Annotated in this window: 29 protein-coding genes and 1 tRNA gene; 18 read left to right on the top strand and 12 right to left on the bottom strand. The window is 68.9% G+C overall.

Annotation, left to right across the window (positions count from 1 at the left end; all coding sequences use genetic code 11):
- Positions 1-2: 2 nt before the first annotated feature.
- The 5 genes from B7R21_RS17775 (at position 3) to B7R21_RS17755 (ending at position 5122) form a co-directional block, all read left to right on the top strand.
- The gene (locus tag B7R21_RS17775; protein ID WP_116284597.1) at positions 3-701 is read left to right on the top strand and encodes a pentapeptide repeat-containing protein; all 699 of its coding nucleotides are present in this window, start codon (positions 3-5) and stop codon (positions 699-701) included.
- Between the two features lie 99 nt (positions 702-800).
- Positions 801-2198 carry a glycine--tRNA ligase gene (locus tag B7R21_RS17770; RefSeq protein WP_116284596.1) on the top strand — a complete coding sequence of 466 codons (1398 nt, stop codon included), beginning with the start codon at positions 801-803 and terminating at the stop codon, positions 2196-2198.
- A gap of 37 nt (positions 2199-2235) precedes the next feature.
- Positions 2236-3798, top strand: a complete 1563-nt coding sequence (locus tag B7R21_RS17765; protein ID WP_216364300.1) for an MFS transporter — start codon at positions 2236-2238, stop codon at positions 3796-3798.
- Entirely contained in the window at positions 3798-4217 is a 420-nt protein-coding gene (locus B7R21_RS17760; RefSeq protein WP_116284594.1) for a MarR family winged helix-turn-helix transcriptional regulator, read from the top strand. The genes B7R21_RS17765 and B7R21_RS17760 overlap by 1 nt, the downstream gene beginning before the upstream one ends.
- A complete protein-coding gene (locus tag B7R21_RS17755; RefSeq protein ID WP_116284593.1) occupies positions 4214-5122 on the top strand; it encodes an NADP-dependent oxidoreductase in 909 nt (302 codons plus the stop codon). The genes B7R21_RS17760 and B7R21_RS17755 overlap by 4 nt, the downstream gene beginning before the upstream one ends.
- Positions 5123-5129: 7 nt before the next feature.
- On the opposite strand, the gene B7R21_RS17750 is transcribed toward B7R21_RS17755, so the two are convergent.
- Positions 5130-6719: a PLP-dependent aminotransferase family protein gene (locus tag B7R21_RS17750; RefSeq protein WP_116284592.1), complete on the bottom strand. Its 1590-nt coding sequence runs from the start codon at positions 6717-6719 to the stop codon at positions 5130-5132.
- 116 nt (positions 6720-6835) lie between these two features.
- Here B7R21_RS17750 and B7R21_RS20285 point away from each other — a divergent pair, with 116 nt between their 5' ends.
- From B7R21_RS20285 to B7R21_RS20780, 6 genes are all read left to right on the top strand, one after another.
- On the top strand, positions 6836-6976 hold the full coding sequence (locus B7R21_RS20285) for a hypothetical protein (protein ID WP_172592260.1): 141 nt from the start codon (positions 6836-6838) through the stop codon (positions 6974-6976).
- Positions 6976-7860 carry a PhzF family phenazine biosynthesis protein gene (locus B7R21_RS17745; protein WP_116284591.1) on the top strand — a complete coding sequence of 295 codons (885 nt, stop codon included), beginning with the start codon at positions 6976-6978 and terminating at the stop codon, positions 7858-7860. The genes B7R21_RS20285 and B7R21_RS17745 overlap by 1 nt, the downstream gene beginning before the upstream one ends.
- Before the next feature lie 63 nt (positions 7861-7923).
- On the top strand, positions 7924-9129 hold the full coding sequence (locus B7R21_RS17740) for a hypothetical protein (protein ID WP_116284590.1): 1206 nt from the start codon (positions 7924-7926) through the stop codon (positions 9127-9129).
- 41 nt (positions 9130-9170) lie between these two features.
- Positions 9171-10568: a M18 family aminopeptidase gene (locus B7R21_RS17735; protein WP_116284589.1), complete on the top strand. Its 1398-nt coding sequence runs from the start codon at positions 9171-9173 to the stop codon at positions 10566-10568.
- Between the two features lie 9 nt (positions 10569-10577).
- On the top strand, positions 10578-10796 hold the full coding sequence (locus tag B7R21_RS17730) for a hypothetical protein (RefSeq protein ID WP_116284588.1): 219 nt from the start codon (positions 10578-10580) through the stop codon (positions 10794-10796).
- A gap of 111 nt (positions 10797-10907) precedes the next feature.
- Positions 10908-11594 (top strand): G5 domain-containing protein, encoded by a 687-nt coding sequence (locus B7R21_RS20780; protein WP_253259898.1) that lies wholly within the window; start codon positions 10908-10910, stop codon positions 11592-11594.
- Positions 11595-11672: 78 nt separating this feature from the next.
- Here B7R21_RS20780 and B7R21_RS17720 read toward each other — a convergent pair whose 3' ends face one another.
- From B7R21_RS17720 to B7R21_RS17695, 6 genes are read right to left on the bottom strand one after another with little or no spacing between them, the layout of a single operon-like run.
- Complete coding sequence (locus B7R21_RS17720; RefSeq protein ID WP_116284587.1) at positions 11673-11846, bottom strand: CsbD family protein; 174 nt, start codon at positions 11844-11846, stop codon at positions 11673-11675.
- A gap of 52 nt (positions 11847-11898) precedes the next feature.
- Complete coding sequence (locus B7R21_RS17715; protein WP_116284586.1) at positions 11899-12504, bottom strand: hypothetical protein; 606 nt, start codon at positions 12502-12504, stop codon at positions 11899-11901.
- Complete coding sequence (locus B7R21_RS17710; RefSeq protein ID WP_116284585.1) at positions 12501-13079, bottom strand: hypothetical protein; 579 nt, start codon at positions 13077-13079, stop codon at positions 12501-12503. The genes B7R21_RS17715 and B7R21_RS17710 overlap by 4 nt, the downstream gene beginning before the upstream one ends.
- The gene (locus B7R21_RS17705) at positions 13076-13531 is read right to left on the bottom strand and encodes a hypothetical protein (protein WP_116284584.1); all 456 of its coding nucleotides are present in this window, start codon (positions 13529-13531) and stop codon (positions 13076-13078) included. Before B7R21_RS17705 ends, B7R21_RS17710 begins: the two co-directional genes overlap by 4 nt.
- A complete protein-coding gene (locus B7R21_RS17700) occupies positions 13528-13725 on the bottom strand; it encodes a DUF2273 domain-containing protein (RefSeq protein WP_116284583.1) in 198 nt (65 codons plus the stop codon). Before B7R21_RS17700 ends, B7R21_RS17705 begins: the two co-directional genes overlap by 4 nt.
- Before the next feature lie 2 nt (positions 13726-13727).
- Positions 13728-14198 (bottom strand): Asp23/Gls24 family envelope stress response protein, encoded by a 471-nt coding sequence (locus tag B7R21_RS17695; protein ID WP_116284582.1) that lies wholly within the window; start codon positions 14196-14198, stop codon positions 13728-13730.
- Between the two features lie 182 nt (positions 14199-14380).
- Here B7R21_RS17695 and B7R21_RS17690 point away from each other — a divergent pair, with 182 nt between their 5' ends.
- The 3 genes from B7R21_RS17690 to B7R21_RS17680 are packed head-to-tail and all read left to right on the top strand — an operon-like array spanning position 14381 to position 15892.
- On the top strand, positions 14381-14929 hold the full coding sequence (locus B7R21_RS17690; RefSeq protein WP_437184196.1) for an RNA polymerase sigma factor: 549 nt from the start codon (positions 14381-14383) through the stop codon (positions 14927-14929).
- Positions 14926-15546: an Asp23/Gls24 family envelope stress response protein gene (locus tag B7R21_RS17685; RefSeq protein ID WP_116284580.1), complete on the top strand. Its 621-nt coding sequence runs from the start codon at positions 14926-14928 to the stop codon at positions 15544-15546. The genes B7R21_RS17690 and B7R21_RS17685 overlap by 4 nt, the downstream gene beginning before the upstream one ends.
- 10 nt (positions 15547-15556) lie before the next feature.
- A complete protein-coding gene (locus B7R21_RS17680) occupies positions 15557-15892 on the top strand; it encodes a hypothetical protein (RefSeq protein ID WP_116284579.1) in 336 nt (111 codons plus the stop codon).
- A gap of 57 nt (positions 15893-15949) precedes the next feature.
- Here B7R21_RS17680 and B7R21_RS17675 read toward each other — a convergent pair whose 3' ends face one another.
- The gene (locus B7R21_RS17675; RefSeq protein ID WP_116284578.1) at positions 15950-16660 is read right to left on the bottom strand and encodes an SDR family oxidoreductase; all 711 of its coding nucleotides are present in this window, start codon (positions 16658-16660) and stop codon (positions 15950-15952) included.
- A gap of 137 nt (positions 16661-16797) precedes the next feature.
- The gene (locus B7R21_RS17670; protein ID WP_116284577.1) at positions 16798-17043 is read right to left on the bottom strand and encodes a hypothetical protein; all 246 of its coding nucleotides are present in this window, start codon (positions 17041-17043) and stop codon (positions 16798-16800) included.
- A 31-nt stretch (positions 17044-17074) separates the two neighbouring features.
- Here B7R21_RS17670 and B7R21_RS17665 point away from each other — a divergent pair, with 31 nt between their 5' ends.
- Entirely contained in the window at positions 17075-17584 is a 510-nt protein-coding gene (locus B7R21_RS17665; protein ID WP_116284576.1) for a MarR family winged helix-turn-helix transcriptional regulator, read from the top strand.
- 9 nt (positions 17585-17593) lie between these two features.
- Entirely contained in the window at positions 17594-19516 is a 1923-nt protein-coding gene (locus B7R21_RS17660) for a hypothetical protein (protein ID WP_116284575.1), read from the top strand.
- A 28-nt stretch (positions 19517-19544) separates the two neighbouring features.
- Here the strand turns inward: B7R21_RS17660 and B7R21_RS17655 are convergent, their stop codons facing one another.
- On the bottom strand, positions 19545-19946 hold the full coding sequence (locus B7R21_RS17655; RefSeq protein ID WP_253259897.1) for a TraR/DksA family transcriptional regulator: 402 nt from the start codon (positions 19944-19946) through the stop codon (positions 19545-19547).
- 16 nt (positions 19947-19962) lie between these two features.
- The gene (locus tag B7R21_RS17650) at positions 19963-20742 is read right to left on the bottom strand and encodes an HAD-IIB family hydrolase (RefSeq protein ID WP_116284574.1); all 780 of its coding nucleotides are present in this window, start codon (positions 20740-20742) and stop codon (positions 19963-19965) included.
- Between the two features lie 174 nt (positions 20743-20916).
- On the opposite strand from B7R21_RS17650, the gene B7R21_RS17645 reads away from it, so the two are divergent.
- A complete protein-coding gene (locus B7R21_RS17645; RefSeq protein WP_116284573.1) occupies positions 20917-21585 on the top strand; it encodes a DinB family protein in 669 nt (222 codons plus the stop codon).
- A 302-nt stretch (positions 21586-21887) separates the two neighbouring features.
- Here the strand turns inward: B7R21_RS17645 and B7R21_RS17640 are convergent.
- A tRNA-Gly gene (locus B7R21_RS17640) sits at positions 21888-21961 on the bottom strand.
- A 124-nt stretch (positions 21962-22085) separates the two neighbouring features.
- Here B7R21_RS17640 and B7R21_RS17635 point away from each other — a divergent pair.
- Positions 22086-22523 carry an NAD(P)H-binding protein gene (locus B7R21_RS17635; protein WP_116284572.1) on the top strand — a complete coding sequence of 146 codons (438 nt, stop codon included), beginning with the start codon at positions 22086-22088 and terminating at the stop codon, positions 22521-22523.
- The last annotated feature ends 259 nt before the right edge of the window (positions 22524-22782 follow it).

The raw sequence follows: 22782 nt of genomic DNA, 5'->3' as shown, positions 1-22782 counted from the left end.
CCATGCCCCGGAAGCCCGCCACCAGCCGAACGCCTGCCGAGACGAAGGCTGTGCCGGCACCGCTCGTCGACTTCGAATCGCTCGCCGCCGAGCAGCTCCGCACAGCGCCGATCGATGGGCTCTTCGCCGGCGACGACAGGGAGCGCGAGCACTTCGAGGGCGGCGACGCGGGGGCGATCGACCTGACCGGATGCTCGTTCCTCGAGTGCCGTTTCACTGGTGTGACGCTGACCGACGCCGATCTTCGCGGCAGCCGGTTCATCGAAACTGCTTTCGAAGCACCCTTCGCCCACACGCTGAAGGCCGCGCGCACCACCTGGCGGGACGTGCGGATCCGGAGCCCCCGCTGGGGGTCGGCAGAGTTCTTCGACGCAGACCTCGAGTCCGTGCACCTCGTCGGCGGCAAGATCGACTACCTCAACCTCCGTGGGTCGCGGCTGAACAACGTGATCTTCGAGGAGTGCACCATCACCGACCTCGACCTCGGGGCTGCTCGGGCCGGCCGCGTCGCACTGGTGAACTGCCGGATCGGCACGCTCGACGTCACCCGGGCATCCTGCAGCAGCGTCGACCTCCGAACGAGCGAGTTCCAGGCCGTGCACGGTGTCGAAGGGTTGGCCGGCACGATCGTCGACGATCTGCAGCTGTCGCAGTTCGCGCCGCTGTTCGCCGAACACCTCGGCGTTCGCGTGGAGGGCTGAACGCGCGAGTTCGTTAGAGTTGGAGCCGAACCGACACCGGTTCGAAACCGTTGCACTTCGCCACCCGAAGACCCGTATACCCGTAGGGAACACCCCACCATGGCCCCAGAGCCCCGCGAGCAGTCTCGCCTCGACGCCGTCATCGCCCTCGCCCAGCACCGGGGCTTCGTCTTCCCGTCGGGCGACATCTACGGCGGAACCCGCTCGGCCTGGGACTACGGTCCCCTGGGAGTGGAGCTGAAGGAGAACATCAAGCGCCAGTGGTGGAACACCTTCGTGCGCGGGCGCCGCGACATGGTCGGGCTCGACTCGGCGATCATCCTGCCCACCGCCGTCTGGGAGGCGTCCGGGCATGTCAAGGTATTCAGCGATCCGCTCACCGAGTCGCTCGTGACGCACAAGCGGTACCGCGCCGACCACCTGTTCGAGGCGTATGAGGCCGAGCACGGTCATCCGCCGGCCAACGGGCTCGACGACATCCCCGATCCTGAGCACCCGAAGAAGATCGGGCAGTGGTCGCCGATCCGCCAGATGTCGGGGATGATGAAGACCTACCTGGGCGTCGTCGACGACGAGACCGGGCTGCACTACCTCCGGCCCGAGACGGCGCAGGGCATCTTCACGAACTTCGCGAACGTGCTGCAGACGTCACGGAAGAAGCCGCCGTTCGGTATCGGCCAGATCGGCAAGGCGTTCCGCAACGAGATCACGCCCGGCAACTTCATCTTCCGCACGCGCGAGTTCGAGCAGATGGAGATCGAGTTCTTCGTCAAGCCTGGTGACGACGAACAGTGGCAGCAGAGCTGGATGGATCTCTGCTGGGCCTGGTTCACCGATCTCGGAATCGACCCCGAGAACATCCGGTTCTTCGAGCACCCGGCCGAGAAGCTGTCGCACTACTCCAAGCGCACCGTCGACATCGAGTACAGGTTCGAGTTCACCGGCAGCGAGTGGGGCGAGCTGATGGGCGTTGCGAACCGCACCGACTACGACCTCAGGACGCACTCGGAGACGAGCGGCAAAGACCTGTCGTACTTCGACCAGACGACCGGTGAGCGGTACGTGCCGTACGTCATCGAACCGTCGTTCGGTCTCACGCGCGCTCTGATGGCCTTTCTGGTGGATGCCTACGACGAAGAGGAGGTTCCGAACGCCAAGGGCGGAACCGACAAGCGCGTGGTGCTGCACCTCGACCCGCGCCTCGCGCCGGTGACGGTGGCCGTGCTGCCGCTGTCGCGGAACGAAGCGCTCTCGCCGCTGGCCCGACAGGTGGCGGATGACTTGGCCGGCGAGTGGAACATCGAATTCGACGACGCCCAGGCGATCGGCCGCCGCTACCGCCGCTTCGACGAGATCGGCACCCCGTTCTGCGTCACGGTGGATTTCGACTCCCTCGAGGACGCGGCCGTCACGGTGCGCGACCGCGACACGATGAAGCAGGAGCGCGTGCCGATCGCCGAGCTCCATGCGCACCTGGCGGAGCGGCTCCGCCGCTGACATTGACGGGGGAAGGTTGTAGGTTCACAATAGTTGTGTGCTTACAAACGTTGCCGAGAGGCGCCCCCGGATGATCGTGAACCGCGAACTCCGCACCGGGAAGGCGTCGCCCAAGGGCCTGGTGCTCGCGATCTGCTGTCTGAGCCTGTTCATCGTGTCGATGGACGTGACGATCGTCAATGTCGCGCTGCCCTCGATCCGCGTCGACTTCGGGGCGTCGGTCTCCGACCTCCAGTGGATCATCGACGGCTACACCCTGACGATCGCGAGCTTCCTGCTGCTCTCCGGCTCCATGGCCGACCGATTCGGCCGCCGCCGCGTGTTCCAGATCGGCCTGGTCGTCTTCAGCCTGGGTTCGCTGCTCTGCAGCATCGCGCCGAGCATCGGCTTTCTGATCTTCGCGCGGGTGCTGCAGGCGCTCGGCGGCTCGATGCTCAACCCGGTTGCCATGTCGATCATCACCAACGTCTTCACGGGCGCGAGGGAGCGGGCCCGGGCGGTTGGCATCTGGGGCGCCATCGTCGGTGTCAGCATGGCGTTCGGTCCTCTGGTGGGCGGGGCGCTGACCGAGACCGTCGGCTGGCGTTCGGTGTTCTGGGTGAACGTTCCGGTCGGCGTCGCTGCGATCATCCTGTGCGCCGTCTTCGTTCCCGAATCGCGCGCTGCGGTGGCGCGGAAGCTCGACCCGCTCGGCCAGCTGTTCGTGATCGTCGCCCTCGTCTCGCTCGTGTTCGGGCTCATCGAGGGGCCGCGGCAGGGCTGGTCGAACCCGCTCATCATCGGGCTCTTCGTGCTGACGGCTGTGGCTGTGGTGCTGCTGGCCAGACACGAGAGCCGCATCCGGGAACCGTTCGTCGACCTGCGTTTCTTCCGGAGCATCCCCTTCAGTTCCGCCACGATCACGGCGGTCTGCGGGTTCGCCGCGTACGGTGGTTTCCTGTTCGTGAACGCCCTGTACCTGCAGGACGTTCGGGGGCTCTCGGCATTCCACACCGGCCTGTACATGCTGCCGCTCGCCGTCGCGACGCTCGTCTGCTCCCTGATCTCAGGAAACCTCGTCGCGCGTTTCGGCACCCGGCCCTCGCTCGTGCTCGCGGGCTCCCTGATCGCGGCCAGCGCACTCGTTCTCACCACCCTCACGGCCGACACCCCGGTCCTCGTGCTGTTCGGTGCGTACGTTCTCTTCGGCCTCGGCTTCGGGATGATCAACGCCCCCATCACGACGACCGCCGTCTCCGGCATGCCCCGCTCACAGGCCGGTGTCGCGGCCGGGCTCGCGTCGACCAGCCGCCAGACGGGATCGTCCATCGGCGTGGCCCTCGCCGGAACGGTGACCGCAGCCGGCGCGGCGGGAGTCATCGGCCCGGCCTTCGCCCTCGCGACGCACCCGTTCTGGTGGATCGTGATCGGCTGCGGTGCCGTGATCGTCATTCTGGGCATCACAGCGTCCACACCGTGGGCACGCCGGAGCACCGAGCGCATTGCGCACCTGCTGGCCGACGCGGAGCCTGCCGACGCGAAGCCCGCTCAGGCTCCTGCCGGGAGAGCGGCCGCTGCGGTTGCAGCCGGCCCTGCTCGCTCAGACGCAGGAATACGCTGATGAACGAACAGGCGGACCAGGTGTGGGCCTCGATGCTCACGGTGGTGACCCACAACCTCGAGGGCTACCGACGCCTCGTCTCCGATGAGGTCGGGCTGTCGTTCAGCCGTGTGCGCGTGCTCCGGCGCCTGTCGGCGGCGCCGCTCACCATGGGCGGGCTGGCGGAGGCCGCGGGAATGGACGCCCCGGCTGCAAGCGTCGCGGTCAACGAGCTCGAGCGGCGGGGCCTGGTCGCCCGCGCCACGGATCCGGCGAACAGGAGGGTGCGGATGGTCGCCCTCACCGCTGAGGGTAGGTTGATGCTCGAACGGGTGAATGCCGTTCGGCCCGTCGCGCCGCCGGAGTTCGAGGTGCTGGGTGCGGGTGAGCTCGAACAGCTGGCGGGAATCCTCTCCCGCCTCGAGGAGGAGAGCACATGAGAGCCATCAGATACGAGACGTTCGGCGGGCCCGAGGTGCTGCACGTCGTCGAGGTCGCCGCCCCGATTCCGAAGCCCGGGGAGGTGCTCGTCGCGGTGCGGTATGCCGCCGTGAACCCGTTCGACCTCAAGCTCCGCTCGGGGGCGATGAAGGACGTCATGAAAGTCTCGTTCCCGGTCGCACCGGGGAGCGAGATCGCGGGAACGGTCAGCGCGATCGGTTCGGAGGTGACGGCGCTCGCGGTGGGCGACGAGGTCTTCGGGTGGGCAACGGGCGGCGGTTACGCCGAGAGTGCGACGGCTGTCACGGTCATCCGCAAGCCGGCGGGGCTCGGCTGGGATGTCGCGGCCTCTCTTCCGGTGGCCGGAGAGGCCGCGCTCCGGGGCCTGGGCCTGCTCGACCTGTCGGACGGCGAGACGCTGCTGGTGCACGGCGCCGCCGGTGCGGTCGGGTCGCTCGCCGTGCAGCTCGCCGTGAGCCGGGGCGTGACCGTCATCGGAACGTCGAGCGACAAGGATGCCGAGACCGTGCGGGAACTCGGCGCGCACCCTGTGCGGTACGGCGCCGGCGTCTTCGAGCGGGTGCGGGAACTGGCCCCCGATGGGGTCGACGCGGTGCTCGACACGGCCGGGGCCGGCGACCTGCCCGGTTCGATCGAGCTGGTCGGTGGCACCCGTCGGGTCGTCACGCTGGCCGACTCCGCGGCCTACGACCTCGGTGTGACCTTCTCGTCGGGTGGCCGCAGGGATCAGACGACGGATGTTCTGCAGCAGCTCGCCGATGCGGCCATCACCGGCTCTGTCGTCGTGGCGCCCGCTCGGCACCTGCCCCTCGCCGAGGCGGCGGAGGCGCACCGGCTGGTCGCTGCCGGAGGCCACCGCGGGAAGGTGCTGCTCGACCTCTGAGCGCGGGTCAGACCATGTCGGCGAACTCCGGCAGCCGGGCGTCGGTGGTTCGGCCCTGGAGCTCCTGCCAGGAGCGCTGCAGGGCATCCACCGCGCGCTCTGTCTCAGCGGCGGAGTAGTTGATCGGCAGGCGGAGGAAGCGCTCGAACGCACCGTCGATCCCGAAGCGGGGACCGGCGGTGAACAGCACGTCGCGTGCCCGGGCCGCGAGTACCAGCTGCGAACTGAGCGGCCGGCCGATGTTGACCCACGCGCAGCATCCGCCGGTCACAGGCGGGAGGCTCCACTCCGGGAGGCTCCGGCCGAGGGACGCAGACAGATGGTCTCTGCCGTCGGCGAGCTGTCGGATGCGGGCGGGAAGCAGTTCGGCCGTGCGCCGGACGAGGGTCGCGGTGACCAGCTGCTCGAAGACGGCTGTGCCGATGTCGACGGACGCGCGCACAGCCAGGAGTCGCCGCACCATCGGCCTCTCGGCGCGGAGCCAGCCGATCCGGAGACCGCCCCAGAACGTCTTGCTCGCCGACCCGAGCAGGATCGCATGGCCATATGCCGCCAGGGGCATGTACGGCTCGCCGCCGTCGGCGGCCGGGCGATCGATGTCGAGCTCGGCGGTCGTCTCGTCCGCCACGAGCACCGTCGCCGATGCGGCCGCCGCCGCAACCAGACGCCGGCGGAACGAGGGTGTCATCGACTCGCCCGTCGGGTTGTGGAAGTCGGGCATCACGTAGGCGAGGGTCGGCGCGGACTGGGCGAGGGCGTCGAGGAAGGCCTCCTCGTTCCAGCCCTCACCCACCGTCACGGTGACGGGCAGCAGGCGGGCTCCGGCCGACAGCAGGGTGTCGGCCGCGTGCGGGTAGGTCGGGGTCTCGACGATGACCCGATCGCCTCGAGACACGAGGGCTCGGGTGATGAGACTGAGTGCACTCAGGGCGCCAGCCGTCACCATGATCTGGTCGGGGTCGGTCGCGAGTCCCCGCTCGGTGTAACGGTCGGCAATGGCCTCGCGGAGCTCCAGCAGGCCATGCGGCTCGTAGCCGAGGGTTCCGAGGAGCGGCACGATGTCGCTTGCGGCCTGTTGCATGGCCTCTGCGACACCCGCCGAGGCGGGCAGAGCGGCCTGGCTGAAGTTCAGGGGCGGGAGCGCATCCACGGCGGCGCCCGACCAGGCGGGAACGGCGGTCAGGTGGCCTGAGCTCCGCGGGGTGCCGGACCGCCGGGCCGAACCCGAGACGGCTGAGAGCAGAGCGGTGCCGCCGCCGGTGGGAACCACGGCGAGGGGCAGGCTGGAGGAAGCGGTGTCGCCCGCCCGGTCTCCCACTCTGCCGCCCGGGATTCGGGTCACGCTGCCCGAGCCGCGAACACTGGTGAGGAAACCGGCCTCCCGCAGCTCGCGGTAGGCCGCTGCGACCGTGCTCCGACTCAGTTCGAGGCGAGTGGAGAGTTCTCGTTCGGCGGGTAGTCGGGAGCCCACGAGGATGCGCCCGTCGAGCACGAGCAACCGGATCCGGTCGGCCAGTGCGCGATAGGCGGGCCCGTCACCCGCCCAGTCGCCGAGCGAGAGCACGAGCGAACGGGCGGAGACGTGGAGTGCAGTCATCAGTCCACTTTAGGTCGATTGGAGTGTTGTGGCAATCCACTGCACGCACTTCAGTGGCCAATAAGCAACCAATTCATGCTTTCACGCAATGTCATTCAGAAACTGGAGTGCAGATCATGCTGTTCCTCGTCGTCCTCGGGCTCATTGGCCTGATTGCCATCGGCTTCACCGCGTACGCTGTGCTGACAGACGGCTACGGGCCTGTGCGCACAGGATCCGTGCGAACGGGATCCGGGCAGACGAGAGGTGGGTTCTGATGCGCAGTCGGCAGTTCAGGCAGGTCGATGTCTTCTCGACCGTTCCCTATCGGGGCAATCCGCTCGCCGTCGTGCTCGACGGCGACGGAATCGACGACGCGGCGCTCGCCGCCTTTGCGAACTGGACCAACCTCTCGGAGACCACCTTCGTGCTGCCTCCGACGCCGGAGGGCGCCGCCGCCGGTGCCGACTACCGGCTCCGTATCTTCACTCCGGTACGCGAGCTGCCGTTCGCCGGGCATCCGACCCTCGGAACGGCGCACGCCTGGCTCGAGGCGGGCAACACCCCTCGCGACCCGTCGGCGATCGTGCAGGAGTGCGGGGCCGGGCTGGTGCAGATTCGCCGGGAGGCGGGCCGACTCGCCTTCGCTGCGCCGCCCCTGCGGCGTTCGGGGCCTGTCGGGACGGCTGATCTCGACACCTTCTCCGAATTGCTCGGCATCACGCCGTCTCAGATCGTCGACGCGAACTGGATCGACAACGGCCCGGGCTGGGTGGGCATCCTGCTCGACTCGGCCGAGTCCGTGCTCGCCCTCGAACCGAACCTCGCCGGGCTGGAGGGCCGGAGCATCGGTGTGGTCGGCCCCTATCCGGCTCCGGATGCCCGGGAAGCAGACGGGCGGGGCCCCACACTCCGCCGGCCGCACGTCGAGGTGCGGGCGTTCGTGGGGGGCGTCGGTGTGGGCGAGGATCCCGTCACCGGGAGCCTGAACGCCGGCCTCGCCCAGTGGATGATCGCAGCCGGCCATGCCCCGGAGCACTACCTCGCAGGCCAGGGAGCGCGGCTCGGCCGTGACGGACTGGTGCACCTCGACCGCATCGACGGGCAGGTGTGGGTGGGCGGCGCCAGCACGACGTGCGTCTCCGGCACGGTCATCCTGTAGCCGCTGGCGGGGTGCCGGTGGCACCCTCGGCCGCCGCCCCGCCGCGCCGTGGGAAGATGAAACGTGACCACCACCCGCCCCGCCCGCACACGTGCACGGCGGCGGTGGCCGTTCGTCGTCGTGGCGATCGTGCTGGTGGTCATCCTCGCCGCAGTGATCGGGGCCGCCCTCGTGATCAAGCGGGCCCCGACCGTGTCGGCGCTCGCCGACGCCCAGCCGGGAGCCTGGTCGAGCGTTCCGCTCGGTGAACCCGCACAGAACGCCGATGGCTCGGCCTACAACCTCTTTGTGCGGCCGGGCACGGGCACCACCACGGGCACCGGCAGCACGGGCACCGATCTCATCGTCTTCTTCGGCGACGGCGGCCTGAACTGGAACGCCGGAACCACCGAGGAACCGATGACCCCCCAGTCGAGCCTGTTCGGCGGAGGCAATTTCTTCACCGACAACGTTCCCTTCTACGAGCTGAACACCTTCGGCGGCCTGCTCCGCACAGCGGCCGACGCCCCGTTCGCCTCGTCGACGATCGTCTACATTCCGACGACCACCGGCGACCTCGGTGTGGGCGACGCTCGCGATGTCACGATGACGACCCTCGACGGCCCCTCCGCCACGGCCGACTTCAACGGTTACAACAACACGACCGCCGCGCTCGACTGGGTGTACGCGAACATCGCCGACCCCGCGAGCGTTCTGGTCGCGGGCTCCGGCACCGGAGGGCTGAACGCCGCCTTCTGGCTCGGTGCGGTCGGCGACCACTACAGCGCCGCGCCGCTCTTCGAGTACTCCGACAGCTCCTTCGTCACCGCCGCGGCGCTCGGGCCCACAATCGACCCGCTCTGGGGGTCGCAGTTCGAGAGCCGGTACGGCTTCACCCCGGGAAGCGATCCGCTGGCCGCGGCCGTCGTGCACAACCAGTCCCGCTTCGGCGACAGGCTCACGACCCTCCTCTCCCAGACCACGCTCGACCGCACGCTCGCCGGCTACTCCGCTGGGCTCGACGACGGCTACTACACGCCGCAGGCGGGCGCCGACTGGAACTACGCGATGAAGTCGACGTTCCGCTCGCTCGTCCCGGTCGGGGTCGGCGCGTACGTCTACGTCACCGATACAGGTGCCGACTCGAACGGGGAGACGCGGCACGTTCTCTCGACCGTGGATGCCTTCCAGACCGACCGGCAGAACGGCATCACCGTGGAGGAGTGGCTGTCTGCCGCGGTGCAGGGCGGTCATCCGGAATCTGTGGGCGAAGAGCTCCTGCGCCAGTAGGGCGGCGGGCGATGTCATCGGCCAGGTGGTTGACTGGACGAATGGATGCCGCCCCCGAACCCTCCGGACACGCCGACCCCTCCGGATACATCGACGACTTCGCCCGCTTCATCAGCGCGTCGCCCTCGTCATACCACGCCGCGGCGGAGGCCGGCCGGCAGCTCGAACGGGCCGGATTCACCCGCCTGGTCGAGACGGAGCCGTGGTTCGGCGACCAGGACGGTTCGGCGGGCCGCTTCTTCGTGATCCGCGACGGAGCGATCGTGGCGTGGTTCACGCCAGAGGGGGCCGGGCCGTCGAGCCCGTTCCGCATCCTCGGCGCCCATACCGACTCGCCCGGTTTCAAGCTGAAGCCCAAGCCGACGACCGCCTCGAATGGCTGGCTGCAGGCGGGAGTCGAGATCTATGGTGGCCCGCTGCTGAACTCGTGGCTCGACCGCGAGCTCGAGCTCGCGGGCCGGCTGGTGACCCGGGATGGCCGGGAGCACCTGGTGCGCACCGGGCCGTTCCTGCGCATCCCGCAGCTGGCCATCCACCTCGACCGGGACGCGAACTCGGGGCTGACGCTTGACCGTCAGCGGCACACCAACCCGGTCTTCGGGGTGGGCGACCTCAGCCGGGCCGACCTGGTCGGCCACCTCGCCGCCCTGGCCGGGGAGGGCCTCGCCGGCGACGACGTGCTCGGTTACGACATCCTGACGGCCGACACGGCGGCTCCCGCACGGTTCGGGCTGGGCGGTGAACTCTTCGCGGCCGGGCGCATGGACAACCTGAGCTCGGTGTACGCCGGGCTCCGCGCGCTGCTGGATGTCGCGGCCACCGGGCCCGACGCGCCAGCAGGCCGGGGCAGCGCTTCTTCCGCCACGCACACCAGCGTGCTCGCCGCCTTCGACCACGAGGAGCTCGGCTCGGAGTCGCGGTCGGGGGCGAGCGGTCCGCTGCTCGACGACATCCTCACGCGCATCTCTGTCGCCCTCGGGGGCACCGGCGAGCAGCGCCTGCGCGCCTACGCCGGCTCGTGGTGCCTCTCGGCCGATGCCGGGCACTCCGTGCATCCGAACTACCCGGAGAAGCACGACCCCGTGAACCGGCCGGTCGCTGGCCGCGGCCCCCTCCTGAAGATCAACGGCAACCAGCGGTACGCGACCGATGCCCACGGCGCCGCGCTCTGGACGAACGCCTGTGCCGAGGCCGGTGTGGCCTATCAGGAGTTCGTCTCGAACAACACCGTGCCGTGCGGTTCGACCATCGGCCCGCTCACCGCGACGCGCCTCGGCATCCGGGTGGTGGATGTCGGCGTGCCCCTGCTCTCGATGCACTCGGCCCGCGAACTCGCCCACGTCGACGACCTGGCGGCCCTCTCCCGGGCGGTCACCGCCTTCTTCGCACCCGCCTCGGCTGTCACTCCCGCTCCTGCGGCCGAGAGCCTGAAGGTCTAGGCTGCCGCCATGGGTTCGGCGAAGGCGTCCCGGGTGCTGGTGAACGTGCTCACCGCTCTCAACGTCGGGTTCGCGGTCGCGGTCATCATCGCAGGAATCGTCCAACTCGTGCAGGGCAACAGCATCGGGTGGCTGCTCATCCTGTTCGCGCCCGTTGTCCTGCTGCTGGGGTATGTGCGCGTGTCGCAGTTGCGCGAGAGGCAGGAGCGGCGCTCGAGGTCGGAGTAGCGACGGTCAGTCCCCCCCTTTCGGCCGATTGCTTCCGCTGGCCGGGGTGAGTACGTATGGTGGGACCGGCGCCGTCGGGGAGACGGCGCTGTGGTCACGGGGGAGCGCATCATGGGGAACAGTTCGGTTCGACGCGGCGCTCGGGGAGTTGTCGGCAGGATGCTGCTGGGCGGAGCGGTGACAGCGAGCGTTGTCCTCGGGCTCGCGGGCTGCGGTGCCGGTTCCTCCCCGGTCGGCGAGTCGCAGGTCGCTGCAGGCATCGGGTCGGTCGGAGTGACACCCGGCCCGACTGCGGCATCCCCGTCCTCTGCTCCAGCTGCTCCGCCCTCGGCGGCGGTGATCCCGAAGGTCACGCACCAGAGCATCGAGACGGCGGCCGGGATATCGTTCGACGCGACGACGACCGATGATCCCGACCGGCCGGTCGGCGAGACTGCGGTGGTCACGGCGGGGAGCAACGGAACCAAGACGTCGACGTGGGATGTTATCTTCTCCGACGGGGTCAAGACCGGTCGCACGCTGGTCTCGGAGGTCACGACCACAGCGCCCGTCACCGAGGTGACCGCGGTGGGCTCGAAGCAGCCGGAAGCGCCTGCCGCAGCACCGGCCCCAGAGGCGGCTACTGCCGGCTCGGGTTGCGACCCGAACTACGAGGGCGCCTGCGTGCCGATCGACAGCGACGTCGACTGCGCCGGTGGGAGCGGGAACGGCCCGTCTTACGTGCGCGGACCGGTCACCGTGGTGGGCGACGACATCTATGGCCTCGACCGAGACGGCGACGGGGTCGGCTGCGAATAGCCGTCACAACGGGGAAGTGCCCCGGGACCTGGGTCCTGGGGCACTTCTCGACGACCTGCAGAGGGGAAGCGGGGCAGATCAGCCCTTGAAGACGTCCTTGACGTTCTCGCCGGCCTTCTTCGCGCTGGCCGAGGCCTGGTCGGCCTTGCCCTCGGCGACCTTGGAGTCGTCGTTCGTGATGTTGCCGACCGCTTCCTTCGCCTTGCCGGCGAGGTCCTGGGCGGCGTTCTGGATCTTGTCTGATGCACTCATGGGAGTCATCCTTTCCTGTTGGTGTTTCTGAGGGGACGAGGGTCAGCGGGGCTCAGGCGAGCCGCGTCGCCCCCGCCGTTCGGACCCGGAACCCGCCGCTGATCTGGATCAGCGTGGGAACGGAGGTTCCGAGCAGGGCGTCGAGGGCAAGGAGCTGCTCCTCGACGAGGTCTTTCGCATCGGCGGGGGAGACTCCGCGTCGGCAGGACACCGAGACCTTCAGCACCGACGTGCCTTTCACGGCGTAGGTCGAGACGTGCGAGCCCACAAGTTCGGGCCGGGAGCTGAGGGCGTCCTGCAGGAGCTGCTCCGCCACGGAGGAGTCGACCACCGTTCGGCCGTGCTCGGTGGGCGCCTGGGCCAGAAGTTCGCGGGTGTGACCGCGCCCCTGCCGGACGATGAAGACGACGAAGAGCACGATGAAGACGGCGGCAATGGCCGCGGCCGCGATCCAGAGCCAGCTGTGGCCGGTTGCGGCCAGCGGCGTCGCCTTGAGAGCGTCGGTGACCGTTCCGAGAACGCCGGGAGCCTGGTCGGCGAAGCCCGTGCGCACGGTGGGTAGTGCCCCCACCGCGAGACCGGCGAGACCGACGGCGAGCAGCAGCAGGCCGGCAAGCAGGATGACCGCGCGGTTGGCCCCGCGATTGGTGCTGTTCATGCTCCGACCTTCCCGTTCGTCTCGATCACGACGCGTGACCGGATGGCCGGCTGAAGCGCATACGCCGCGAGCTGTTCCTCCACCGCACCGGTCACCGCTGCCTTGTCGACAGTGCTCCCGGAGGCGGGCGTGACGCGCACGAGAGCCGTTCGATGGGTGACGGTGACACTGGTGTTGTCGGGGCTGGTGTTGGCGGCACGGGCGGCGTGGCGGGCGAGCGCCGACGCGATCACTTCGTTGTCGATGACGGTCGCCGACCGCTCCGACGTGAGGGTGTGCCGTGCCCGGCGTGCACCCGAGAAGGCGGTGATCACGAGGATCAGCCCGACCAGGGCGACGAGGATGCCGCCGGCGATGAGGGTCCAGGCCGGGTAGCTGGGCGCATCCGTCACGCCCTGTGCAAGGCTGGCCGGAGCCGCGAGGAGCGGTGCGGCTCCGAGCAGGCGCAGAACAGACTCGACTCCGAGATACGCCAACACGAGGATCGCGATGACCGCGAGCACGATGGCGAGACCGGACAGCGGGGAGTGCGTCTCCCGCCGGTTCAGCCGACGATAGAGCGACGCGGTGCTCATGAGGTGCGCCCCTCCGGCTGGATGTCGATACCCGTGAGCCGCACGGTGACGGTGGAGATGTCCGAACCGGAGAGCGATGCTCCGAGCGACCGGATCCGCTGCTGGGCGGCAGTCGCTCGGTCGAGGAGTGTTCCGCCGGTGCGGGCGACGATCCCCGGCTCCCGGGTGACCTGAGCGAGCGAGACCACGCGGAGCGGCGAGCGGACGGTCACGGCGAGTCTCCCCGCGTCATCCGCCAGATCGACGGAGACCGAGCGGGCCGCTACTCCGAGCGCTTCGGCCGCGACCGCCTCCATGAGACGGTTGAGAGCCCGCGCGGTGATGCGGGTGTGCCCTGCAGCGCTGTGCCCCAGAGTGCCTGAGGCGGACGTCGACGCGTGCCCGGAGGTTGTCGGGCGAACACCGGCATCCGGCTTCGGGGCCACGGGCCGCGACGGCGTCACCGTACTCATGACGACGAGCGCTTCCCTTGGAACGCGCCGATCACGGCCGAGAGGTCGAGCTTGCCCTCGATGACCCGGCCGATGATCGCACCGATCGCCATGGCGACAGCCACGAAGACGAAGGCCCAGAACCCGAACGCGATCCCGGTGAGCGCGAGAACAGCACCGATGACGATGCCCGCGCGCGTTGCTGAGGAGGACATGACTACTGGACCCGGGCTTCGGCTTCGGAAGCGTTGTCGTCAGCCGACGGGATGAAGACATCGTCGACCGTCACGTTGACCTCGGTGACCTGAAGGCCCACGAGGTTCTCGATGGCGTCGATGATCGACGAACGGACGTCGTTGGCGACATCCTGCAGCGCAACCGGGTACTCGGCGACGATGATCACGTCGACGGCGACCTGGGTCTCGCCGACCTCGACGCTGATGCCCTGCGAGAGGTCGGTGTTGTTGACCGCGTTGCGGATGGAACCGATGACGCGGGCGGCTCCGCCGCCGAGGGCGTGCACTCCGCTGACCTCGCGGGCGGCGATTCCGGCCACCTTGGCAACGACGCTGTCGTTGATGGTGGTCTTGCCGATGGCGGTCTCGGCAATGGGCATGGTGTTCGACCGAGCGACCGAACCGACGGTTGCCGGGGCGACGGGCGTTGCGGGGGTGGTGGTGTTGGCCATGGAATGCTCCTGTGGTGTGTGCAGACCCCCGGGGTTCCGGAGGTGGTGTGAGATAGTCACTACTAGGACGGTGGCAGTGACAGAATCGTCACGCCACCACTTGAACTTTTTTTCCGATGTGTGCAAGTGGTCGGATGGTGGATGCTCGTGAGTGGAGGCGTAATCGGATGGAAGCACGATCCGTGCCCTCGCTCACCGACGCCGACGACCGCACCCTCGCGGGCCGCGCGGCCGACGGTGACGTGCGGGCGTTCGAGGTGCTGGTGCGCCGGTACAGCCCGCTGATGCGGGCCTACGCGACCCGGGTGCTCGGTTCGAACGACGAGACCGACGATGTGGTGCAGGAATCCTTCATCACGGCCTGGCAGCAGCTGTCGACGCTCACCGACCCGAGCGTTGTGAAGAGCTGGCTGATGCGGATCGTGAGCCGCAAGAGCATCGACCGCATCCGTGTGCGCAAGCTCCACGTCGACATCGACGACCACGAGCAGGAGGCGCCGCACTCGAGCACGCCGCCGCAGGTCGCTGAGGCCCACTCCCGGGAGGCGGCCCTCAGCCGCGCCCTGAATGACATGCCGGCCGAGCAGCGCCAGTGCTGGGTCCTCAAGGAGATCGCCGGGTACAGTTACGACGACATCGCCCGGGAACTCGACCTGCCCGTCTCGACTGTTCGTGGCGTGCTGGCGCGGGCCCGCAAGAACCTGATCCGAGAGATGGAGGCGTGGCGATGACCGACGACATCGAACTCGAAGGCTTCGAACCGGCCGACCTCGACGGCCACACCATCGACGAGCTGAGCGACTACCTCGCGGCAGGCCGCCAGCCCCTCGACCCCAGCATCGAGTCGTCGCCCGGCTGCCAGATCGCGCTGGCTGCCATGCTGCGGCTCCGCACCATCTCGCTGGCGCTGCTGGAATCGGATGTCGCGGAGCAACCGGCAACAGACGAGAGCTTCATCGCGGGCATCCTGAACAGCATCGGCTTCGAGGCGCAGGCCGGGCGGAGCATCCCCGTGCAGCATCCGTCGGCCCAGGCCTCGCTCATTCTCACGGAGGGAGCCGTTCGCGGGCTCATCCGGGCGGCTGGCGACACGGTCTCGGGCGTGCTGATCGGCCGCTGCACCCTGCAGGGCGAAGTGGGAGTGCCGGGCGAGCCCGTCTCGGTGCTCGTCGACGCCAGCGTCTTCTGGGGAGAGTCGATCCCGCTGGCTGCGGCGCGCATCCGCGAGGCGATCTATGCGGAACTGCTGAAGCACACGGAGCTGAACATCGTGGCGATCGACGTGACGGTGCACGATGTGCATCTGTCGCGGAGCCTCGGTGAGGCGTCTGTCGAAGAGATCGAGTGAGAGGCCCGAGATGGATGACCGAACCGCTGTGACCCTCGCGCTGACCGAGACGGTGCGGAACGTGCCCGGAGTCACCGAGGTCTACTCGTCGGCGCCGGTGGTCGTCGCCACGGCGTCGAAGGTGACGCAGCTCGTCACCCGCGGAGTCGTGGAGCCCGACCTGGTGGCGGTGTCGGAGGTGGACGGCGAGCTCGTCGTCGCCGTGACGATCGGTGTGAGCGAAGCGGTGCCCGCCACGCAGGTGTGCCGCGACGTCTACGACGCGATCGCCGAACAGCTCGCTCCGGCCCTCACCGATCCTCTGCAGCAGCTCAGCATCGCGGTGAAGGTCGCCCGCATCGGCTGAGGCGCGGTGGGGGGCCGGCCCTCCGACCGCCCCCCTCCCACCGCCCACCGCAACGCGCTATGACACCGAGGCGAACTGCGGGTAGAGCGCGCCGATCGGCCCGGCGAGCCCGGCCTTGACGCTGGCGCTCAGCTCGTCGGCGAGCACTTCGAGTTCGCCGGCCTCGAGTCCGTCGTAGGCTGCCCGCACGACGTCGGCCGGATCGTTCATCGGGGCATCGATCCCGGCTGTCATCGGCGTGTCTGTGTAGCCGAGGTGGAGGCCGACGACCTGGGTGCCCTGCGGGGCGAGTTCGATGCGAAGGGAGTTCGTCGCCGACCAGAACGCCGCCTTCGATGCGCTGTACGTTCCGGCGAGACCGATCCAGCTGAGCACGGAATGCACGTCGAGGAGGGCTCCGCCGCCGTTCCGGGCGAGCACGGGCGCGAACTTCTGCGCCACGGCGAGGGCGCCGAAGAAGTTGGTGTCGAAGACCCTGCGGACCTCGGCCAGGCTTTCTGTCACCAGCGCCCCGCTTCCCGGGATGCCCGCGTTGTTGACCACGATCGTGACGTCGCCGGCGAGCTCGGCTGCGGCGGCGACGGATGCCTCGTCGGTCACGTCGAGCGCGAGCGGCACGACGCGGGGGTCGTCCCAGAGGCGCGGCGTGCGCGCGCTGGCGTACACCTTCGCAGCTCCTCGGGCGAGGGCCTGCGTGACGAACTGCACGCCGAGGCCTCCGTTCGCTCCGGTGATCAGAACGGTTGATCCGCTGAGGGATGTCGACATGGTGTGCTCCTGGTCCGAGGGACGGTCGTCGCTCGACGACCGGTCTCTACGCCAACGCAGAACTGGGTTGGTAATTCCCATTCAGCAGATCTGCGTCAGCCGGCCTCTCATTGCGGCCGCGGATTCCGCTGGGAGCGTCAGGCGGCTGGGGGGCAGTAGAGCTGCGTGCGCTCGCCGGAGCGATCGATCTCGTGGTCGGACATCAGGTTCCCGCAGAGCGGGCACGACCCCGCTTGCGCCCGGGCGGCCTTCGACTCGGCGGATTCGGTGTCGATCGGACCGAGGGGCGGCGGCCCGAGGTAGGGGAAGAGGCGTGCGTTCAGCCAGTTGCCCAGCCCGCCGGCCTCCTTCAGCGTCGGCTTGTGCGGATCGTTCGTTCCCATATCATTAGTGTACTAACTGATTGGACGGGAAATGCCACATTCGACGACATCGACCGAGGATCCACTCGCCCTCGAGAACCAGGTCTGTTACGCCCTGGCCGTCGCGGCCCGGAATGTGATCGGGCTCTACCGGCCGATCCTCGACCCCCTCGGGCTCACCCACCCGCAGTACCTCGTGATGCTCGCGCTCTGGGAGCAGAGCCCGCGCTCCCTCCGGGGCCTCGCCTCGGCGCTCAGCCTCGAACCCGCGACCCTCTCGCCGCTGCTGCGGAGGCTCGAGGCGGCCGGGCACCTCCGCCGCGAGCGGAACGCTGCAGACGAACGGATGCTCGACATCACCCTCACCGAGACCGGCCAGGCCCTCCGGGCCGCGGCTGAGACGATCCCGCCACGGGTCGCAGCGGCGCTGGACATGTCGGTCGCCGAACTCGAGGAGCTCCGCGAAGTGCTCCACCGCGTGATCTCGGCCTCGGCCCGCTCGAGCTCAGTCGGTTCGACCTCGAGCAGCTCCGCCTCGGTTTCGGAGCCGGCGGTGCGGTAGCTTCGGGAGGTGATCTGGCTGCCACGGTTCCGCACCGCGATGATTCCCGCGGGCATCCTGCTCCTCTACCTCACCGCCGCGCTCACCACCCTGCTCGCGTGGCAGAACGCCGGCTTCACCCTCACCGGGGATGAACCGCACTACCTGGTGATCGCCCGGGGCATCCTCGTCGACCACACGCTCGAGCAGACCGTTCCCTACCGGGAGGCATTCGAGCAGGGGCTGTTCTTCGGGGGGACCATCGCCGAAGCGCCGACACCGGCCAACACCCACGCCTACCTCGGCCCGCACGGTCTCTTCAACATCCACAGCTTCGGGCTTCCCCTCCTGATCGCCGTGCCGTACGCCCTTCAGGGGGTGCTCGGCGTCAAGGTGTTCCTGGTTCTGGTGGGAGGCGCCGCGCTCCTGCTGTTCTGGAAGATCAGCGGCGTCTTCATGGCGTCGACGACGGTTCGCGCGGTCTCGGTCGCGGCCGTCGGCCTCGGCATGCCCCTGCTGCCGGGGGCGAACCAGATCTTTCCCGACATCCCCGCGGGCGTGCTGTGTCTCGTGGGTCTCTACTGGCTGCTGACGGCGACCCGGAGCCGGCCGGTCTGGCGCGAGGCGCTGATGGGTGTGGCGGTGGGCTACCTACCGCTGCTGCAGATCAAGTTCGCTCTGCCGGCCCTCATTCTCGCGGCCGCGCTCGCCGTGGCGATCGTTCGGCGCGAACACGTGACCCGAGGCTCCGGGCGCTCTCGCCGCTGGGGTCGCGCCGCTGTCATCGTGATGCCCGTCGCCCTGCTGCTCGGCCTCCTGTTCGCCGTCAACCTGTACGCGTTCTCGAACCTCACGGGGCCCTATGAGCCGGGGGCCTTCGACGTGGGGCCTGCCGCACTGATGGCTTTCGCCGGGCTGGCGATCGATCAGAACCAGGGCATCGTGTTCCAGAGTCCGATCGCCTTCGCCGGCCTCGTCGGAGTGGGCCTCCTCGTTGCGGCGAGGAGGCGCTTCGCGCTCGTCTGGGCGCTGGTTCTCCTCGCCCTGATCGTGCCCAACGCCCTCCTGGCGAATGAGTACGGCGGGTACTCGCTGAACGGTCGGTTCCAGTACGCGGGTGCGCTGGTGTTCGGTATCGCAACCCTGTTCGCCCTCGGCCTCCTCGCCGAACGACGCCGGGTGGTCTGGATGATCGTCTGCGCCATCGGCGTCGCCCTCTCTGCGGCGTTCTGGGCCGTGCTGACCTTCTCACCGACGTTCCTCGAGTTCGGGGGACGACTTCTCTACCGGCAGGATCCCCTGCCGTGGCTCCTGAATTACAGCGTGTTCTTCTTTCCCCTGCAGAACGCCCTGCCGGCCCTCTACGACGAATCGTGGGCCTCCGCCTTCCTGCCGAACTACGTCTGGGCGGCCGTGGTGCTCATGCTGCTCCTCACCGGATTCGCGGCAGGCCGGGGGCGTCTGGGGCGCCTGGCGCGCCCTGCGGTCTGGATGCCCGTTGCTGCCGGCCTCTCTGCCGCAGTGCTGCTCGCGGGCCTCACCGCCGACAGCCCGGCTCCGACGCGGCACTACCGGGCCTCCGAGCTCGTCGTGCTCCAGGGCGAGGCGGAGCCCGGCGGGGTCTCGGCCTCGGCGGCCACTGGCCAGACGGCCGGCCCCTTCACGGAGGGGCCGATCACCCTGATGCGGGCCGGCAGCTACACGCTCACCCTCACCTACACGAGCACGGCTCCGACCTCGGTCGTCGTCGGGAGCTGGCAGCCTGTGCCGGCGCATGCCACGGCTCCGCCGGAGGAGGCGCTGACAGGTACCGCCGGGGCCGAGGTGACGGTGAGCCGCGTCGTCGAGCTGGAGAACATCGTGCCGGCCACGCTGCAACTCCGCACGAACTGGAACGGAACCGGCCAGCTCACGGTGCAGGGCGCGACCTACGCGGTGAACGCCGACGGGTGACGGGGGAGCGCGGCCGCGAGGGGAGAGATCAGGCCAGGCGCGCGCAGGTGATGCAGAGCGCGGCCGAGGGCCGGGCATCCAGACGCCCGAAGCCGATCTGCCGCCCGCACCGGATGCACGTTCCGAAGGTGCCCGCCGCGAGGCGTTCGAGCGCGGCGCCGGTCGCGGCCACCGAACGTTCGAGTTCATCTGTCACGCCGGCGATGCGCGACCACTCCGACGAGAGCGTCGGGCCCTCCGGGTCGTGCTCGTCGTCGGCCGAGGCGTCGCTCCGAGCCTCGCGCACGTCGGCGAGCGACCCCGTCATGCGCCGGAGCTCCGTGCGGAGAGCGCTCTGTTGCCGGTGCAGTTCGTGTCGGAGGTGGTCGAGCTGGGCATCCGTCAGCGGCAGCGCGTCTGCACCCGCCGCCCCGCCGCCCGGCTCGTTCACCTCGCCACCGGCGCCCCTACTCGGCCGACTTCGCGGCCCGGAGCTCCGGGATCAGCTTCCCGAGGTAGGCGGCCGTGTCGTGCCAGCCCTCGACGGCCACGCACTCGACGCCCAGAACCTTCACCGGGTAGTCGTTGCCGCTCTCGTCGAGCCGGTCGCCCACGAACAGCATGTCGTCGAGGGGGATGCCCGTGAGATCCGCGAGCTTCGTCATGCCGTAGGCCTTGTCGATGCCCCGGCGGGTGATGTCGACGCTCGTCGATCCGCCGGCCCGCACCTCGAGGTCGGGGAGCTCGGCCTGCGCCGCTTCGCGGAGGGTGTTCTTCTTCTCACCCGTCGGGTCCCACGCCGTCTTCGCGGCAACGGGCGCTGCCTGGCCGAGCGCCGAGAACGTGATCTGCGACCCCCTGTCCTCGAGGATCGGGCCCCACGTCTCCGTCTCCCAATAGCCGAGCTTCCGGGCGACGCGTTCGACGGCGTCGAGGGCGCGCGCCTTCTCGTCGTCGGTCAGGTTCTGGGCGTAGATCTGGTTCCACTCGCCGTTCTGGTGCAGGTAGTACTGCGTGCCGCAGGTCGGCATCAGGTGCAGGTGCTCGAGTTGCGTGTCGCTGGCGCTGGTGAGGTTGTCGATGACCTGCATCCGGAACTGGGCGATCTGGCCACCTGAGATGATGCACACCTCGGTGACGTCGAGCAGCTCGATCAGCAGTGCCGCCATCGCCGGGTCGAGCGGCGATTTCGAGGGGGCGAGAGTGTCGTCGAGGTCGAATGCCACCAGCCGGGGGAGTGTCGTCACGTGTGTTTCCTTCTGCGTCGGTGCGCGCCGAGCAGGATCGGAGCGCCGCGTCAATGGTACGGGTTCCGCCGGCTTCCCCGTTTGTGCCGCCTTCTCGCGGTCTTCGTGCGCAGACGGGAAAGCGATCGGGTGCGCGGGTCGTCAGCGCGCTGACGCTTTGGCAGAGTGGGGTGCATGGACGAGAAAGAGACCCTGCACGGCTACCTCCGCATCCGCCGGGCCGACCTGCTCGGCACGCTCGACGGGCTGAGCGAGTACGACATGCGGCGCCCGCTGACACCCTCCGGAACCAACCTGCTCGGCCTCGTGAAGCATGTGGCGAGCGTGCAGCTCGGCTACTTCGGCGAGGTCTTCGAGCGCCCCGCGACGCATCCCGTGGCGGAGCAGATCACGGCTCTGGATGCCGCTGGCGCGGCGGCGGCCACCGCTCCGGCGGAAGGCGAGCCAGCCCCGCCGCCCGCGGATGCTGAATCACTCGCTGACGCCTTCGAAGACGCCGACCTCTGGGTTCCCGCCACTCAGTCGAGCGCCGACATCCTCGACTTCCACCACTTCTCGGCCGCTCACGCCGACGCCACCATCGAGGTGCTCGACCTCGCTTCCACGGGGTCGGTCCCGTGGTGGCAGCCGGAGCGCCGAACCGTGACCCTCCACCAGATCCTCGTGCACATGATCGCCGAGACGGCCCGTCACGCCGGCCACGCCGACATCGTGCGGGAGCTGATCGACGGGCGGCTCGGCAACGGCCCCGCCGATCCGAACATCCCCACTCGGAGCGCCGCCTCGTGGGCCGCCTACCGGTCGCGCATCGAGGAGGCCGCTCGCGCCGCTTCCTCGGACTGACAGGCAGCGGAACGGACACGGAGATCCGGGCATCCTTGCCCACGGCCCCGACCCGAGACCCGGGCGCTCACGGGCGGTTGGTTCGCAGCATCCGGGCCAGCCGTTCGCTGAGCGACGACTTCGGGGGAGCCCCAGGCTCTGGCAGAGCGACGCACTCGAAGATCGTGGCCGCGCAGGCGGCGCAGGGCTTTTCGGGGCTGCGTGCGATGGTGCCGCAGCGCAGGCACTGCCAGCCGAATGGTGCCCCGTCGCCCCTCGCCACACTGCCTCCTTGAGAGGACTCTGATGGTGCATGGTACTGATGGAGCGGATGACGGGAATCGAACCCGCGCTATCAGCTTGGGAAGCTGAAGTTCTGCCACTGAACTACATCCGCAAGTGGCGCCCGACCAGAATAGCAGTGTGGTCGGGCGCTGCGCGTGAAGGCTTGATGTAGCGCGCGTTCATCACTGAGGCTGACGAGTATCCCAGCTGTTCGCATTCTTGCTGGTCCGAAGTGCATGACGGATGACATCGACTTCGCCGCCCTCGGCCGCGTGGCGGAGGCAGTCGAGCGCTCTCCAGGGACGCGATTGATTCTCTTGTCCGTTCTGCCTGAAGCGTGGCGTGAGCGATCACTGAGTGACGACGAGGAACACTACTTTGCAGTCAAGAAGAGAGCGGAAGTGCGCCTGGCCCGTCAGCATATCGACTGGGTGATCCTCCGTCCCTCCCTCTTGACGGATGACTCCGGATCGGATCTGGTCTCGCTGGGGCCCGCCGAAGAACACGGTCGAATATCTCGTGATGACGTGGCCGCTGTCCTCGAGGCGGTGTTGCTCGAAGCATCCATCAGCCAGCAGATCCTGGAGCTGAATGAGGGGCAGACAGGGATCACGGAAGCTGTCCGCGCGCTCGGGCGCGACATGCCGAGAGCCCACCGCCCGTCTTGCTGCTAGCGCAAGCCGACGAGGTCGGCTCCCCCGCCCCGACTAACGCGTAGAGGTGACGGTTGACCCCTGCTGCGGATCGTCCTCGGAGTGACGCCGACGAACGCCACCCTCGCCGGGAGTTACACGACAGTCTTGGCTGTCTAATGCCTGTGAGGGCTGCCGTGGACCTGCCTCGCGGGATTCTCGGACAACCACTGCACGACCTCGGAAACGTGTTCTTCGACGGGAAAGACAGGAAAGAACGTGTGCGTGATGTGGCCTCTGT

Source organism: Subtercola boreus, from assembly GCF_003399625.1.
GTDB classification, from domain to species: Bacteria; Actinomycetota; Actinomycetes; order Actinomycetales; family Microbacteriaceae; genus Subtercola; species Subtercola boreus_C.
This window is presented reverse-complemented; position numbering and strand designations above follow the sequence as displayed.

What these genes read in the sequence shown, in the direction of transcription:
- B7R21_RS17775 (WP_116284597.1), top strand. Translation starts at nt 3, where the DNA reads ATGCCCCGGAAGCCCGCCACCAGCCGAACGCCTGCCGAGACGAAGGCT.
- B7R21_RS17770 (WP_116284596.1), top strand. Translation starts at nt 801, where the DNA reads ATGGCCCCAGAGCCCCGCGAGCAGTCTCGCCTCGACGCCGTCATCGCC.
- B7R21_RS17760 (WP_116284594.1), top strand. Translation starts at nt 3,798, where the DNA reads ATGAACGAACAGGCGGACCAGGTGTGGGCCTCGATGCTCACGGTGGTG.
- B7R21_RS17755 (WP_116284593.1), top strand. Translation starts at nt 4,214, where the DNA reads ATGAGAGCCATCAGATACGAGACGTTCGGCGGGCCCGAGGTGCTGCAC.
- B7R21_RS17750 (WP_116284592.1), bottom strand. Translation starts at nt 6,719, where the DNA reads ATGACTGCACTCCACGTCTCCGCCCGTTCGCTCGTGCTCTCGCTCGGC.
- B7R21_RS20285 (WP_172592260.1), top strand. Translation starts at nt 6,836, where the DNA reads ATGCTGTTCCTCGTCGTCCTCGGGCTCATTGGCCTGATTGCCATCGGC.
- B7R21_RS17745 (WP_116284591.1), top strand. Translation starts at nt 6,976, where the DNA reads ATGCGCAGTCGGCAGTTCAGGCAGGTCGATGTCTTCTCGACCGTTCCC.
- B7R21_RS17735 (WP_116284589.1), top strand. Translation starts at nt 9,171, where the DNA reads ATGGATGCCGCCCCCGAACCCTCCGGACACGCCGACCCCTCCGGATAC.
- B7R21_RS17730 (WP_116284588.1), top strand. Translation starts at nt 10,578, where the DNA reads ATGGGTTCGGCGAAGGCGTCCCGGGTGCTGGTGAACGTGCTCACCGCT.
- B7R21_RS20780 (WP_253259898.1), top strand. Translation starts at nt 10,908, where the DNA reads ATGGGGAACAGTTCGGTTCGACGCGGCGCTCGGGGAGTTGTCGGCAGG.
- B7R21_RS17720 (WP_116284587.1), bottom strand. Translation starts at nt 11,846, where the DNA reads ATGAGTGCATCAGACAAGATCCAGAACGCCGCCCAGGACCTCGCCGGC.
- B7R21_RS17715 (WP_116284586.1), bottom strand. Translation starts at nt 12,504, where the DNA reads ATGAACAGCACCAATCGCGGGGCCAACCGCGCGGTCATCCTGCTTGCC.
- B7R21_RS17710 (WP_116284585.1), bottom strand. Translation starts at nt 13,079, where the DNA reads ATGAGCACCGCGTCGCTCTATCGTCGGCTGAACCGGCGGGAGACGCAC.
- B7R21_RS17705 (WP_116284584.1), bottom strand. Translation starts at nt 13,531, where the DNA reads ATGAGTACGGTGACGCCGTCGCGGCCCGTGGCCCCGAAGCCGGATGCC.
- B7R21_RS17700 (WP_116284583.1), bottom strand. Translation starts at nt 13,725, where the DNA reads ATGTCCTCCTCAGCAACGCGCGCGGGCATCGTCATCGGTGCTGTTCTC.
- B7R21_RS17695 (WP_116284582.1), bottom strand. Translation starts at nt 14,198, where the DNA reads ATGGCCAACACCACCACCCCCGCAACGCCCGTCGCCCCGGCAACCGTC.
- B7R21_RS17685 (WP_116284580.1), top strand. Translation starts at nt 14,926, where the DNA reads ATGACCGACGACATCGAACTCGAAGGCTTCGAACCGGCCGACCTCGAC.
- B7R21_RS17680 (WP_116284579.1), top strand. Translation starts at nt 15,557, where the DNA reads ATGGATGACCGAACCGCTGTGACCCTCGCGCTGACCGAGACGGTGCGG.
- B7R21_RS17675 (WP_116284578.1), bottom strand. Translation starts at nt 16,660, where the DNA reads ATGTCGACATCCCTCAGCGGATCAACCGTTCTGATCACCGGAGCGAAC.
- B7R21_RS17670 (WP_116284577.1), bottom strand. Translation starts at nt 17,043, where the DNA reads ATGGGAACGAACGATCCGCACAAGCCGACGCTGAAGGAGGCCGGCGGG.
- B7R21_RS17665 (WP_116284576.1), top strand. Translation starts at nt 17,075, where the DNA reads ATGCCACATTCGACGACATCGACCGAGGATCCACTCGCCCTCGAGAAC.
- B7R21_RS17645 (WP_116284573.1), top strand. Translation starts at nt 20,917, where the DNA reads ATGGACGAGAAAGAGACCCTGCACGGCTACCTCCGCATCCGCCGGGCC.
- B7R21_RS17635 (WP_116284572.1), top strand. Translation starts at nt 22,086, where the DNA reads ATGACGGATGACATCGACTTCGCCGCCCTCGGCCGCGTGGCGGAGGCA.